At 68.9% G+C, this 13492-nt stretch carries 11 protein-coding genes; 6 read left to right on the forward strand and 5 right to left on the reverse strand.

What is annotated here, in order from left to right; all coding sequences use genetic code 11:
- The first annotated feature begins 2 nt into the window (after nt 1–2).
- Nucleotides 3–1652 carry a tyrosine-type recombinase/integrase gene (locus tag ACFW6B_RS17840; RefSeq protein WP_386596996.1) on the forward strand — a complete coding sequence of 550 codons (1650 nt, stop codon included), beginning with the start codon at nt 3–5 and terminating at the stop codon, nt 1650–1652.
- A gap of 90 nt (nt 1653–1742) precedes the next feature.
- Here ACFW6B_RS17840 and ACFW6B_RS17845 read toward each other — a convergent pair whose 3' ends face one another.
- Both ACFW6B_RS17845 and ACFW6B_RS17850 read right to left on the reverse strand, forming a co-directional pair.
- On the reverse strand, nt 1743–2300 hold the full coding sequence (locus ACFW6B_RS17845) for a hypothetical protein (protein WP_386596998.1): 558 nt from the start codon (nt 2298–2300) through the stop codon (nt 1743–1745).
- A gap of 78 nt (nt 2301–2378) precedes the next feature.
- Nucleotides 2379–3062 carry a hypothetical protein gene (locus ACFW6B_RS17850; protein ID WP_386597000.1) on the reverse strand — a complete coding sequence of 228 codons (684 nt, stop codon included), beginning with the start codon at nt 3060–3062 and terminating at the stop codon, nt 2379–2381.
- Between the two features lie 464 nt (nt 3063–3526).
- Here ACFW6B_RS17850 and ACFW6B_RS17855 point away from each other — a divergent pair, with 464 nt between their 5' ends.
- A complete protein-coding gene (locus tag ACFW6B_RS17855; RefSeq protein WP_386597002.1) occupies nt 3527–4045 on the forward strand; it encodes a hypothetical protein in 519 nt (172 codons plus the stop codon).
- A gap of 142 nt (nt 4046–4187) precedes the next feature.
- Nucleotides 4188–4391, forward strand: coding sequence for a hypothetical protein (locus ACFW6B_RS17860; protein WP_386597004.1), 204 nt, complete (start codon nt 4188–4190; stop codon nt 4389–4391).
- A gap of 355 nt (nt 4392–4746) precedes the next feature.
- Here ACFW6B_RS17860 and ACFW6B_RS17865 read toward each other — a convergent pair whose 3' ends face one another.
- Both ACFW6B_RS17865 and ACFW6B_RS17870 read right to left on the reverse strand, forming a co-directional pair.
- Complete coding sequence (locus tag ACFW6B_RS17865) at nt 4747–4971, reverse strand: hypothetical protein (RefSeq protein WP_386597006.1); 225 nt, start codon at nt 4969–4971, stop codon at nt 4747–4749.
- Nucleotides 4972–5105: 134 nt separating this feature from the next.
- Nucleotides 5106–5834, reverse strand: coding sequence for a hypothetical protein (locus tag ACFW6B_RS17870; RefSeq protein ID WP_386597008.1), 729 nt, complete (start codon nt 5832–5834; stop codon nt 5106–5108).
- 382 nt (nt 5835–6216) lie between these two features.
- On the opposite strand from ACFW6B_RS17870, the gene ACFW6B_RS17875 reads away from it, so the two are divergent.
- The 3 genes from ACFW6B_RS17875 to ACFW6B_RS17885 all read left to right on the forward strand — a co-directional run bounded on the left by ACFW6B_RS17875 (nt 6217) and on the right by ACFW6B_RS17885 (nt 8897).
- A complete protein-coding gene (locus tag ACFW6B_RS17875; protein ID WP_386597010.1) occupies nt 6217–7098 on the forward strand; it encodes a tyrosine-type recombinase/integrase in 882 nt (293 codons plus the stop codon).
- Nucleotides 7099–7387: 289 nt separating this feature from the next.
- On the forward strand, nt 7388–8152 hold the full coding sequence (locus ACFW6B_RS17880; protein WP_386597012.1) for a hypothetical protein: 765 nt from the start codon (nt 7388–7390) through the stop codon (nt 8150–8152).
- A gap of 175 nt (nt 8153–8327) precedes the next feature.
- Nucleotides 8328–8897, forward strand: coding sequence for a hypothetical protein (locus ACFW6B_RS17885; protein WP_386597014.1), 570 nt, complete (start codon nt 8328–8330; stop codon nt 8895–8897).
- Between the two features lie 250 nt (nt 8898–9147).
- Here the strand turns inward: ACFW6B_RS17885 and mobF are convergent, their stop codons facing one another.
- Nucleotides 9148–13284, reverse strand: a complete 4137-nt coding sequence (mobF, locus tag ACFW6B_RS17890) for a MobF family relaxase (RefSeq protein WP_386597016.1) — start codon at nt 13282–13284, stop codon at nt 9148–9150.
- Nucleotides 13285–13492 lie beyond the last annotated feature (208 nt).

Genomic DNA, 13492 nt, shown 5'->3' on the forward strand with positions numbered 1-13492 from the left:
CCATGGCGAACACCAAGAGCAAGCGACGTCAGCGCGGCAGCATCCGCCCCAACGGGGCCGGCTTCCAGATCCGGGTCTACGCCGGGCGCGACCCGCTCACGAAGAAGGACATCTACCTCCACGAGCAGGCCGAGACGGAGACCGAGGCGGAGAAGGTCCGTACCCGGCTCCTCCACCAGGTCGACGAGAAGCGCCACCCCAAGACGCAGGTGACCATGTCCTTCCTGCTCGACCGGTGGCTGGGCGTCGCAGAGCTCGACGAGACGTCGTACGAACGGGCCGAGGGCATCATCCGCAACTACCTCAAGCCCACCTTCGGCGACCTCAAGGCCGGCAGACTGACCGCCGAGATGCTGGAGCTGTTCTACGCCCGTCTCCGGCAGTGCCGGGACCAGTGCGAAGGCCGGCGCAACGGCAAGACCGACCCCAAGACGAAGCAGAAGCACGTCTGCGAGCCGCTCGCCGCGAACTCCGTCCGCAAGATTCACTTCATCCTGCGGCCGGCACTCAACCGCGGCCTGCGCTGGGGTTACGTGACGACGAACGTGGCGACCCTCGCCGAGCCGCCCTCCCAACCCAAGCCGAACCCCGACCCGCCCACTCCCGAAGAGGCGGCCCTGGTTCTGAACACGGCCTGGCAGCGGGACCTGGACTGGGGAACGTTCCTGTTCATGACGATGGTCACCGGCTCACGCCGCGGCGAGATGTGCGCCCTGCGCTGGTCGGACATCAGCCTCGACCGCCTCGAACTCTTCGTGAAGCACTCCAACAACGGCCGCAGGATCAAGGACACCAAGACCCACCAGCGCCGCAAGCAGGCCATCGACGTGATCACGCGTTCTGTCCTGGCCGCCCACCGGGCCCGAGCCGAGGAATGCTGCAAGGCGCTCGGCGGTGAACTCGCCCGTGACGCCTTCGTGTTCTCCGGCGAAGCCGACAACTCCGCCCCGCTCGTGCCCTCGAGCGTCAGTCAGCGTTACCGCCGCCTCGCGAAGAAACTGAAGATCCACACCCACCGGCTGAAGGACCTGCGCGCGTACAACGTGACCGAGCTCCTGGGCGCCGGTGCCGACGTACGGACGGTCGCCGGCCGCGTCGGGCACGGCGGCGGAGGCGCGACCACGCTCAAGTACTACGCGGCCTTCCTGGCCACCTCCGACCGCCAGGCCGTCACCGCCTTCGCCAAGCAGCTCCCGGTGCCGGAAGGGCTACTCGCCGAGCAGCCGGTCACCACCGTCATCAACGGGCTCCGCCTGCTCTGCGAGTGCGGCAACGAATCGCTGTGGGCGATGCTCGTGGTCACCGAGGACGGCGCCGAGGCCCTGTGCGGCCAGTGCGAGGCAGCCGTCCAAGCCCGCCCGGACGCAGCCGTGGGCCCCATCGGCAAGACCATCAAGGCCGAGGCCGCCCCGCCGCGTGAGCTCGCTCCCTGGGAAGTGATCGCACAGGAACTCGCGGACGCCATCAAGGACGGCACGATGCTCCCTGGCGAGGACGTCCCCACGGTCGGCGACATCGCGCAAGCCCACAGTGTCTCGGTCGGCACCGCGCACCGGGCCTTCACTCAGCTGAAGAAGGACGGCCTGATCGAGGTCAGCCGGGGCCGCCGAGCCGTCGTCCGCCAGCGTCAGGAGACAGCCGATGTCGCATAAGCCCCGTACCCTCCCCCGCTTCCTCCGCTGCGCGTGTCGAGGCCCGTACCGTAGGTCGGTGGAGTGGGATGTTCGAGGGCGGGCTGGATGTCATGGCCTTGCTGGGGACTCCAGGTCGTCTAGGAGCCGTTCCAACTCCGTCCAGGAGCGGACGCGCTGACGGGCGTACACGGGGCTGTCGAAGAACAGCGTGTGGCAGTGCTGGGTGATGTTCTGCAGGGCGGTCAGCTTCTGTTCCTCGGTCCGGTCCGAGATCCAGACCCCGCGAACATTGCTGGAGTAGCGCACTGCCAGCTCCGGGAGCCGAGACCCGGTGTACGCGAAGAGGAGCTGCACGGCATGGTCGGTGAGGTACTTGGTTGCCTCGTCGACCTGAGCCCGCCAGCGGGCGCGTTCCTCCCGCAGTGCGGTGCGGACCGCGTCGGTTGCCTCCGGCACGACGGGTGCCGCAAGCAGATGAGTGACCGCGGACAGGACGTTCAGCATGTTGGCCTGGAACTTCTCGCGGGCCTGCATCTTTGCTTGGAAGCGCCGGTTCCGGACTTCAAGCAAGGGCGAGACGTATCGTCCGGCGACTATCAGGGTGAGCAGGGAAGTCACGATCGAGATCAACGCGGTCGTACCCCACGAGGGCATCCAGTCAGGCATAGACACGATTCTGGTGGCCTGAGTCAAGGGCGGTGGCCGTTGGGGGCCTTCGTTCACCCTGTGCGTGACGACGGATTCCTACATGTTGCTGCCGCTGGAGCCTTCGTCCAACTGCCGGCGCGCCCCGCCGTTGGCCCGCGCGGTTGCTTTGGCCAGCCCGTCCACTGAGTAGGAGATGCCTTTCAGTGCCTCTTCCAGAGGCTTGCTCGGGCTCTCGCCCATCAGCACTCCCTGAAGGACCTCCAGGTCCACCCGGTACGTCAGCGTCTCCACAGGCCCAGCCGGACCCGTCGCGTCGACAGTGAAGTCGAACTGCATCGGCAGCCCGGACGCCTCACGCCGGTAGTAGACGTCGAAGGCGAACACCAGACGACGTCCCGGCGGCAACACCGGGATGGTCCGCGCCAGGGCCCGCTGCAGTCGTTCGGTGAGGTTGTCGTGGCTGGATGCGAGATCCGGGGTGACCCGGATCCGTACGTCCCGGGCCATGGTCGGCCCCGTGTTCTCGATGCTGAGCACCAGCAACGGGGAGCCCTGCCGGTCGGGGCCGATGTCCACGACCACGTACGGTTCGCTTTGCTCCCGGTGCACCCGTTCAGCAAGCGCCAACTGTTCGCGGTGGGCACGCTCGGCATGCTCAGTCTGCTGCCTGGCGATACTCAGCTGTTCCTCGGCCGCTTGAGCTTGGCGGTCGGCGTGCCTTGCCGAGTCGGACGCGGTCCTGGCCTGCCAGAACGTGATCCCTGCCGCGACCAGAGCCACGGCACCCGCATACCGCGGCCGGCGCGCCCACATGGGCCCTGCTGGTCATCGGGCTCGCGGTCACCCACGCAGACCTGCACAACACCGACCGAGCCCGTCACCGCGACCAGACGAGCTGACGACCGGAACGCCCCTGGCCACAGACCCAGGCAACCAGCGGGGCTCAGGGGAACTCACCGGATGTCGCACACGAGAGCGCAGGGCGCCGGGAAGTGGTGCGTGCGGACCTCCTCCCAGCAGCTACCGGCGGGTTACTTGTTCCCCGGTGTCTGGGCTAGGACTTCGGGGCCTACACACGCGCCGACGGCTACCAGAGTGCGGCTCGGCGGGGTCGCGCTCGCCTTCCTGCTCGATCTACTTGAAGAGCTGGCATCCCGGGGGTTGAAGGTATCGAGCCTTCGTGCCAGGATCTCGATAGTCCAAAGGGCGGGGAGCCCTGAGTATTCACCTATTGGGGGCAGTTCATGATTCACATCACCCTTGGTGCGAGGCGGTACGTCAACCCGCAGGAGGACCAGCTCGGCCGCAACGTCGTCGGCTTCGACCCGGTCATGAACGACGATGCCCTCTTCCACGCCAACCGTGGCTGCTGGGTCCTCGGCGAACGAGCTGAGAAGGAGCGCTACGCCCTGCTCTCCCACGAGGGCGAGGTCCGCATGGCCATCGAGATTGACAGCCTCGTCGCCGTGGCCGGAGGACGCAAGGCGATCGAGGGCAGGTACCTCACGTCGGGCGACGAGGTCTACGACGCTTATGTTGGCAAGCCCACGCCCGTCGAGACGACCCGCAACCCGATCACCTACTTCGACTCCCCCCTCGGCGCCCGCACCTGCTACTGCGGCTGCGGAGAACTGGTGGCCAGCGGCTGGTTCGTAATCGGCCACGACCAGCGGGCGCTGCACGCCCGGATCTCGAAGATCGGCACCGTGCGCGAGTTCATCGACTGGTTCGACAGCACCTACGTCGAGGCGATGGGCGAGTAGCCGCCCGTACCTTTCACCTCATCTGGGTAGGCCTTGTGCTCCTGGCCGCGGCCAGGAGCACAAGGGCACCGCCGACCGCATCGCCGCGCCCGGCCGGACGGAGATACAGCGTGCGGCGCCGTTTCTGCATGAGGTGATCGCGATGCTCCCCGGGCTGGAGGTAGTCGTCCCGATGGGGCGCAAGGCGCAGGCCGGCTGGGCGGCCTACCAAGAACAGTACGCACCCAAGGTCCACAGGCTCGCCACGTGGCATCCCAGCCCGCGGGTGTTCGCCTCCAGGCCCGCAGCCCGTCAGGAGATCCTGGACACGTTGCACCAGGCGGCCAAGCTCCTGAAATCCGTCTGAACACCACACCCAGGGGCTGAAGGCCCCCCTCACATCCCGCCATGCGGCCCGTAGTCGGGCGACGGGCATGCCGCCCTGGTCTATGTGAACACCCTCATGCTCCAGGCGGTCCTGGCCGAACCCGAGTGGTCGAACCTACTCACCTCGGCCGACCGGCGCGGCCTGACCCCGTTGTGCTGGGGACGCGTACGGCCCTACGGCGAGGTGAAACTGGACCTGGGCGCCCGCCTTCGGATCGGCGGCACCGACATGGGGGCGTGTAGAAGCAACCCACCAGGTGGGGCAGGCCGCTGGTCTGCCCCACCTGAACTGCGGAACGCCCCCGCAATCGGTTCGCCGCCTTTCGAAGAGGCGGTCAGGCCAGCCGGTAGACGGCCCGATCGGGATCCGGCCTCACGATCAGACCGTCATCGGTGAGCGCGCGCAAGGCCCCACGCGCCGCCTTGGCCGTGGCCTCGTCGTCTGCCTTCTCATGCCCGGCAACACTCAGGCCAAGTACGGCGCGTTTCGTGTCCCAGTCGCCACCCAGCGCCTGAATTACTGTGAAAAGTGCCTGTTTGTCCGGCAGCTTCTCGGTCATCTCATTCTCCCCTTCGGCATGCGCCACGGGCGCGGTGTGTACCTGCCGGGTTCTGCGTCGCGCTTCCCCGGTGTGAGTATTTGCGGTGCCAAACCGAGACCGATCATCGTCGTGATGGGCGCCTCGGCGTGGTCCTACGCGTCATACGCGGCAAGGCGGTAGACAGCCCGGTCGGCGTCGACACGGTGAAGCAGGCCGCCAGCGGTGAGGTCGCGCAGAATCTGTCGGGCGCGCTTCTCGTCGACCGTGTAGCCAACCTCGTGGAGCGCCTCGACGGAGCGCTGTGCGTCCCAGTCTCCGCAGTCGGATCGGATGGCCTCGGCGAGAGAGTCCTTCTGGCTCGCCAGTTCGCCCTGCTGGTGAGTCTCTACGGCGGTCTGGAACGCTTGGAGGGCTTCGCCGCGAATGCGATAGCCAACAACCTTGCCGAACCCCGGGCCCTCGGCCAGGACGGGAAGGAGCTGGTCGGGTCCCCACCAGCCGCGCCGCACACCGCGCTTGAGAGCGGCCTTGAAAGCTCCGCTGCTTCCGGTGAGTTTGTCGCTGCCGCTGGGGCCTCGCAGCACGTCCGCCGGCACGTAGCCGTCTTCACGGGTGGCGGCCTCACGCAAGATGCGCTGTGCAGTCTTGGGCAGAGACAGGTAGTAACGCGAGGCGGTCTCGGGGTCGGTCCAACTCGTAGCGGTTTCCGCGACCTCAAGGTCACCGCCGCGCTTGGCAAGAAGGTCGAGCAGGGTTTTCTGGAAGTCAGGGTCGGGGTCTTCGATGATCACGTGCAAACGCACGTTACACCTCCACGAGAAGACGAGGGTAAAGGCTGACTTGACGAGGGGAACCGTATCGCCGGCCACCTCGTATTGCAACCCTCTACCCTCCTTATGTATTGCAACAAGTAACGAGAGGATCATCGGTGGCACTGTCGCGGTAAATGCCGGATTTACTGCGGCAGAGCCTCTACGGTGATCACCGCGACCTGCGGTGGACGATTCCGGCCGCAGAGATGAGGTATACGCATTTACTGCGGCAGCGCCGGGAAGGCGGAGCAGACGTGACGGTCGAACCAGTGACCGAACTCGGAAGTGGGGGCGCGCTTCGGCTGCCGCGCGCCCGAGTCGTGCCCCTGTCCGCCGCACCGGCGTCGTACCGGCGTCGTACACCGCGGCGGTCGAGCGGTACCTCACCAGCGCGGGCATCGCCAAGTCCTCCGCGCGGATCTACCGGATCTCGCTGACGACATGGGGATGGATGTTCGCAAGCGAACCCGCGCCGACCGGACCCGCCCGCCGCGGCGCGAAGCCGCCCGTCTTCCCCGTCGCCTCGATCGACGACCCGGCTCTGCCGGAGGTCCTGGCCGAGCTGGCGGCGGCGCGGGCGGACGAGATGGACGCCGACACCGTCAACCGGGAGCTGTCCATCGCGCGCAAGGCGATCGGCTGGTGGCAGCGCCAGGGCTGGATCGACGGCGATCCGACGATCGGCATCGAGCGGCGGCCGGCACCGCCGGACCGGACTAAGGCCCTCGCCGAGAACCAGATCGCCGCCCTGTGGCGCCTGGACGTCGCCCTGTGGGAGAAGACGTTCTGGAAGATGCTCTACGAGTCCGCCGCACGGGCCGATGAGGTGCTGTGCCTGAACGTCGAAGACCTGTACCCGCAGGACAAGCGCGGGAAGATCACCGCCAAGGGCGGGGCGACCGAGTGGATTCACTGGCAGTCCGGCACCGCCCAGCTGCTGCCCCGACTGATCGCCCGCCGCACCCGCGGCCCGCTGTTCCTCACCGATCGCAGGGCCCCGGCCGGAACACCGACGCTGGACGTTTGCGAGGAAACCGGCCGGGCGAGGCTCTCCTACCGGCGGGTCGAGGAGATCTTCGAGGAGAACACCCGGCTGCTGGCCAACCCGCTGGCCTCACCGGAGAACATCGAGGACCTGGACGGCTGGACCCTGCACCGACTCCGCCACAGTGCCCTCACACACGACGCCGAGGGCGGCACCTCCACCCCGATGCTGCTGGCCCGCTCCCGCCACGCCTCCGTCCGCTCCCTGGAGCGGTACGCCCGCCCCGGCGTCGACGCGGTCGCCCGCCACGTCGCCGAGCGGGACCCTGCTGCCCGCCGACGGGGTTAAACCGGGTTGCCTCGGCGGCTGCCCGCCAGAGGCTCCAAGATCAACTATTAGCGGCTTCTGGGCTTACCTCGGCGTCACCCCTGGAACGGTACGCCCGTCCCGGTGCCGACGCGGTCGCCTGGCACGTCGCGCAGCGCGATCCGGCGCCCGCCGACGCACGTGAATGGAAGGCTGAGAAGCATTCGTGGCGGATCGTGAGGTAGCCGCTCTCCGGGCCGTAACGACGGGTGCTATGCCCCATTGGCATACTGCCGACGTTTACACGAAGAGTCGGTAAGGGGTGGGGCAGATGTGGGGCTGGCTGGGGTTTTCGCAGAGATGGACGAGCGGGGCGTGGCGGTGGGCAGCCTTCGCGTTCGGCGTGCTCCTTGTGACCGCCCTGACAAGGGGTCGGGGCGACAACCTGCTGGAGAGCGCAGTCGTGGTCTTCGTGATCTATGCGGCTATCACGTACATGTTTCCGCGGTTCGTCTCGGTGTCGAGCATCGGCATCTACGCGGCATGTGCGGCAGGTGTCGTGGTTGCCGCCTTCATGGGGCGTTGGCAACTTGCTGGGGCTCTCGCCGTGCAGGGGGTCGCGCACTACGGGCTGATGTGGCTTGGCTGGAAGACCTACGGCTACAAGTCGGCCCGCGCAGCCCGCTGGGAGGCGCGGGCAGAGCGTGCCGAGGCTCGCAGGCAGGTTGACGCCTGGGCGGCGGAGGTGGCACCGCTGGTACCGCGCACGTATCCGAACGGGGAACCGTTCCCCGTGGACGCGGTGCAGCAAGTACAGCGGGTGGCCACTCGCCTGTCCCTGACGAACCACCCGGACCTGAGCGAGCTTCTGATCTCGTGCATGATGCTCTTCCAGCGACTCGCAGCCCTCGCAAAGCCGGAGGGGGAAAACGGCTACACGGTGCACTTCGCTGAGGTCATGATCGCGACGCGGAACTCCCTTCTGCAGGAGGGACTCACCAGCGAGGCTGAGACGCTGAGGGACGCGTACTTCGCGATCATTGAGTACCACCGGCAGGCGGGGAACATGCCAACCGACGATCGCGAGGACGCGTAGACCTCGACCTAGCCCTCATTCGCCGACACGAAGCGGGGCCACGAGGTGCTGGTGATGCCGGATGAACGTGCCTGTGGAGGGCTCAACAGGCAGAAGGAAAATTACCGTTATCCTTCCCTCGCCCACCGGCTGGCGGGCGGCCCCGGCCGGGGTGAGGCGAAGGGAAGAGGCGTCCTTGGATGGCGAACTGGTCACTGCGATCGCCGCAACGATGGTGAGCGCGGTCGCCACGGGTTACGCCGCCATGCAGGCGCACATCGCCAAGGGCGCCGCCCGTTCCGCCGAAGCTCAAGTAGCCCTGCTGCTGCGGCAGATCGAGGGGGAGGAAGCGGACCGCTTCGAGGCCCGCGGACCGCAGTTCAGCATCGAAGCGGCCCACACCGACGAGTCCGACGTGAACGTGCCGCGCGGGAAGCTGGTGGTCAAGCAGGACTCCGGACCGCCGCTCAACTCGGTCACTGTCAGTGCGATCGGCTCCGGGGTGGAGGGCATGCGTGGCGGGTACGACCCTGACAGCGGTCACTCGGACTACCTCCGGGAGCAGAGCATCGACATCGGGCCGATGGCCGCCGGCGGGACGCACGACGTCTACGTGGATCTGGACTACCACACACATCGCACCCGCATTCAGCTCAGTCTGGTGTGCCGGGACCACACGGGCGACACCTGGCAGCGTGGCGTCGCCGCACGAGTCGAGCCGCTGCCCGACCCGCCGCGCGGGCCAGGCTCGACGGTGCGCGGATGAGCGAGTTACTTGTTCCCTGGTGTCTGAGCTAGGACTACGGGGCCAACCCCGGAAGCCGTCCGCGGGCGGTACCGGGGCCCTGCGCGGTTTTGGGACTTCCGGGCCCACCTACGCGCACGCGCGCGTGAACCTGTGCAAGTTGAGCAATCAGGCGGCGATCCGTCCGGGTTGCTCCCGCTGTTGGCCTCGTACGCGCGTGCGTGCGAAGGGCGGTCCAGAAAGTCCAGAAACCTCGGGCGCGACCCGCGTCCTACTTCATGCTCCGCCCCCTGGACTGGTCCGGCTGCGGGTGCACCGCGGCGGCCGGCTGGTGCTGAGCGGCCTGCTTCGTCTGCTGGTGGGCCCGGCGCGCGGTGGCCTCCCGGTCGTACAGCTCCGGGTGCTTCTCGGCGATCGTGGCGCGCAGGGCCTTCTCGGCGCGGGCGTCGGCGGCCTGGCGGCGGTGGCTGGCGGCGTACCCACGGAACTCGCCCGCCTTCCGAATGGCGCGGCCGACGTCGTCACGGTCCCGCTTGTCCATGCTGTGGCCGCGCCGTTCGGCGCCGGAGCGCATCTCCACGAGCCGCTCGGCGACCTTCTCCACGTCGGCGGGCGGCACCGGCGTGCTCGCGACACCGAAGCTCTCCGCGAACCGGCTCTGCCGCACCTGCTCCCATGCCTCCCGCAGGGCCTGCCGGGCGTCCCGCTTCGCGTCAGCCTCCATCTGAAGGTACGCGGCGCGCTCCGAGGACAGGCTCCCGGTCAGCTCGCGGTACTCCTTCAGCGACGTCCTCGCCAGGCGCAGCGCGATACAGCCCTTGCCCTCGCTCTCGGCGACGTTGGCCAACTGCCGGGCGCGGTCGTCGGCGTGGCCGGCCGCGGCGAACGCGGTCTGCAGGTGCTCCCGTGCGGTGGCGACATGGGCATCCGCCTGGTCGAGGACCTCCCCGGCCTCGGTGGCGAACCGCTGGCCGCGGGTGGGCTGTCCGGTGGCCTTCTCGTGGTCGAGGCGCGCGGCGAGTTCCCGGGCCTTGTTCTCCGCCTCGGTGACGGTGGCCTCGGCGTCGGCGGCGTACCGGTCGCCCTCGGCGATCAGCCGGTTCAGCTCCTGGGGGGAGGCGGCGCCGTAAATGCGCTTCGTCCAGGACGGGACCGCTCGTTCCTCGGCCCCGGCCCGGAGGCGGGCGAGCAGCTGCTTGGCCCTCTCCTCGGAACGCCGGGCCTCATCCTCACGGCGGGCCTCGCTCTGTGCCTGGCGGGCGGACAGGGACACCGACTTGGCCCGCCCGTGTCGCGCCATGCGGCTCTGTCGGAGCCTGCGTTCGGCGTCGGCGCGAGCCTCCTCGGCGGACAGGTCGCGCTGCTGGGGGAGCAAGGCGGGGGCCGGCGGTTCCTGCAGGAGGTCGGAGACCATGCCGTCCGGCCGGGACTGTCCCAGGAAGCGGGCGAAGGCGTCGATGGCGCGCTCCAGGCGCTCCCTCTCGGTGCGGGACTCGCCGAGCCGGGCCCGGGTCTGCTCGTTCTCGAGGACGGCCAGCGGCAGCCACAGGTGGTTTTGGCGCCGGGCCCGGGTGATGCCGGGATAGGTGGCGAAGGCGTTCGCGCCGTGCCCGTACATGAGCGAGGTGTTGCACGTCAGGCCCTGGCTCGCGGCGATCGTCATGGCGTAGCCGAGGGACAGCGCGCCGCCGGCGACCTTCTGCGGGGTCACCCAGCTGGACTCGTGGCGGTAGCCGTCGGGGGCCTTGGCGTCCCTGACCCGCCAGGTGATCTCGACGCGGTGGTTGTCGTCCAGCGCCGTGATGACGGCCCGGTAGCCGTTGAGCATGTCCGGGCCCTCGCCGCGGCGGCTGCGGTAGTCGTTCTCCCGGACGCGGACGATGTCGCCCACGGCGAGGGTGAGAGTGTCGCCGCCGGGCAGGGCGTAGGTGTGCTCGGCGCCGAGTTCGCCGGTCTCGCGGCGGATCGCCTGCGCGCCGAGGTTGAGCGCGTCGACGTCGCTGTTGCGGGCGGCGAGCACCACCATGCTGGCGATGAGGTCGTGCGGGTCGGCCCACTCCTGCAGGCGCAGTTCGTCCCATGCCATGAGGATCTGGGAGCGGGCCTCCTCGGCGGTCTCGGCGGGGTGCAGACGCCCGCCCTCGGCGAGCATCCGCAGAGCCAGTTCGTGGTCGCCGGTGCGCCAGACCTCCAGCGCGGCCCGTTCGGCGGCGTCCTCCTGACGGCGGTTCTCGGTGAGGGTGAGCCCGTGGACCAGGCGGTGGGCCTCGCGGAACCAGCCGCCGGGGCCGATCGCCTGCAGCTGCAGGTGGTCGCCGATGCCGACGACCTTCGTGCCGGTGCGCGCGGCCTCGGTCATCAGCGCGGCCGCCGCGCGGTCGTCGACCATCGTCGCTTCGTCCACGACCAGGACGTCGATGCCGCGCAGTCCGTTTCCGTTCTCGATCTCGCCGAGCCAGGCGGCCACGGTCCGGGCGGGGATGCCGGAGGCGTCGGTCAGGTTCTTCGCGGCGACCGCGGCGAGCGTCGCGCCAGCGTACGTGGTGTTGGTGGCGTCCCAGCCGATCCGGCACGCCTCCATCAGCGTCGACTTGCCTGCGCCCGCGACGCCGACGATGGCGTCGATGCCGTGCCCGGCGGTCAGCACCCGGGTCACCGCGGCGGACTGTTCCTCGGACAGCTCGAACCCAGCGGCGACCTGGAAGACGTCGATGGCGGCTGCGGCCTGGTCGCCGGTGAGCTGCACGGCGCCGCTACCGAACCTCTCCAGCGCCTGCGTGCGGACGCTCTCCTCGGCGTCGAGGATGTCCTGGGTGGTGTAGCGGTCGACGGACGACATGACGGTGGAGCCGATGGTGGGCACGCGCACCGCGTAGCCCTCGGCCGCCAGGACGTCGTCGCACAGCCGCTCCAGACTGTCCGGGGCGGCGTCGATCCCGAACTCCAGCGCGTTCGCCACGGCCGCCAGGAGCTGCGCGCGGCTGAACGTCTTGTCGGTCGCGGTCAGCCCCTCCTTGGGGTCGAACACGACGGCCGCGATGTCGCCGGGCGGCGGAATGCGCGGACCGATCCCGCCGGGCCCGTCGACACCGGCCCCGCCGTACGGGCCGCCAGGACCGTCCGGCCCGGGGGCGGCCGCAGCCAGCATCGCGTCGACGTCGTCGACGACCTGTTCGGCCCGCTGCCTCCAGCTCTCGCGCATCGTGGCCGCGTCGACGTCGAGCTTGTCGCGCTTGGTCGCCATGGAGACGGCCTGCTTCTCCTGGCGGCTGGCGTCGGCGCCGGCCTTCTCGTCGACGAGCGCGGCCCGGCGGGAAAAGTGGTCGCGCACCTGCTCGGGGATGCCGACGATCTCCCAGGCACCGGTGCGTTCGTTGCGCACCCGCCGGATGCCGAAGTGCTCGTACGTGAGCGCGCGGACGCGGGCCTTGAAGTAGGCGTCCAGGGCTGAGGCGTGGTGGTGCAGGTCGCTTCCGCTGTTGGCGATCGACCGCCACTCGCCGTCCTCGCACAGCGCCATGTTGACGACGGTGACATGCAGGTGCAGGTGGGGGTCGCCAGGCTCCCCGGCCCGGATCGGGCGGGCACTCTGGTGCTCGACACTCCAGGCGAGCAGTCCCCCGGTGGCCAGCCGCACCGGATCGCCGTCCTTGCTGCCGACCGCGTACCCGGCCCACCGCTCCATCTGCCGGAAGGTGTCACCCATGGCCTGGTGGACCAGCTCGCGCAGCTTCTCTGCCGGGAGCAGGCCCATCAGGGCCTGCACCACGCTGTCGGACTTGGGGAGGTCGAAGACCACGTCCCAGCCCCGGACACGGTCGTCGGCACGGAGGTCTTTGTTCTCCCATGCCGTGGCGAGTTCCGTTTCGCCATAGACGTCGTCCAGGGAAATCCCGGCGGCACGCGCGAGTTTGTGAAGGGTGGTCACCTGCATCCGGTGCATCTCACCGAAGTGGTGAACGTTGCGCTGTTGCTGCTCGAATACGCGCTTCTGCTTCGGCTTCCCCTCGAACAGTTCGCCCGGCTCAACGCCCTTTTCCTCGGCGGCCTTTTCGACGGCCTCGACAAGCCGGGCGGTGGTCAGCTGAGCCTTTTCGTGTGCGCGTACGGAGGTGCGGGACTTGATCAAGCGGGCGCCGGTCTTCGGATGGCAGCCGGCCATCAGGAGTCGGGCGGCCTGCTTGTCCTCCTCGTCGAGCCCAGCTCCCTCGATGAGCCCGACGGCCTTCAGGCCGCTGCCCATCCAGACCAGAGCGGATCCGCCCTCGGGGCGCAGTCGGTAGTCGACGGCCTGGTCCTCGCCATCGTCCAGGACGACGCCGTCGGACTCGACCACGTCGCATCCGGCCTGCTGCTTGAGCCGGTATTCGACCTGCGCGTCCTCCGTGATCTTCGTAACCCAGGTCACCGGCCGCCCCTCCCCGTGCTGTGCGTGTGCTTCTCACCCGGCCTGCCGGGGTTCTCCGAGAGGGGAACCCCCTTTGTCCTCCCCTGCTCTTTGATCACACGTACGTCACCGTGCTCAGTCGCCGCACAGATGCCAGGCCATGTCGGACGCGTGGCAGATGTCGGCTGCCATGAGGACGTCAGCGGAGTCTGCCACTGGATGTCAGTGG

Source organism: Streptomyces sp. NPDC058751 (genome assembly GCF_042746485.1).
Taxonomy (GTDB): domain Bacteria; phylum Actinomycetota; class Actinomycetes; order Streptomycetales; family Streptomycetaceae; genus Streptomyces.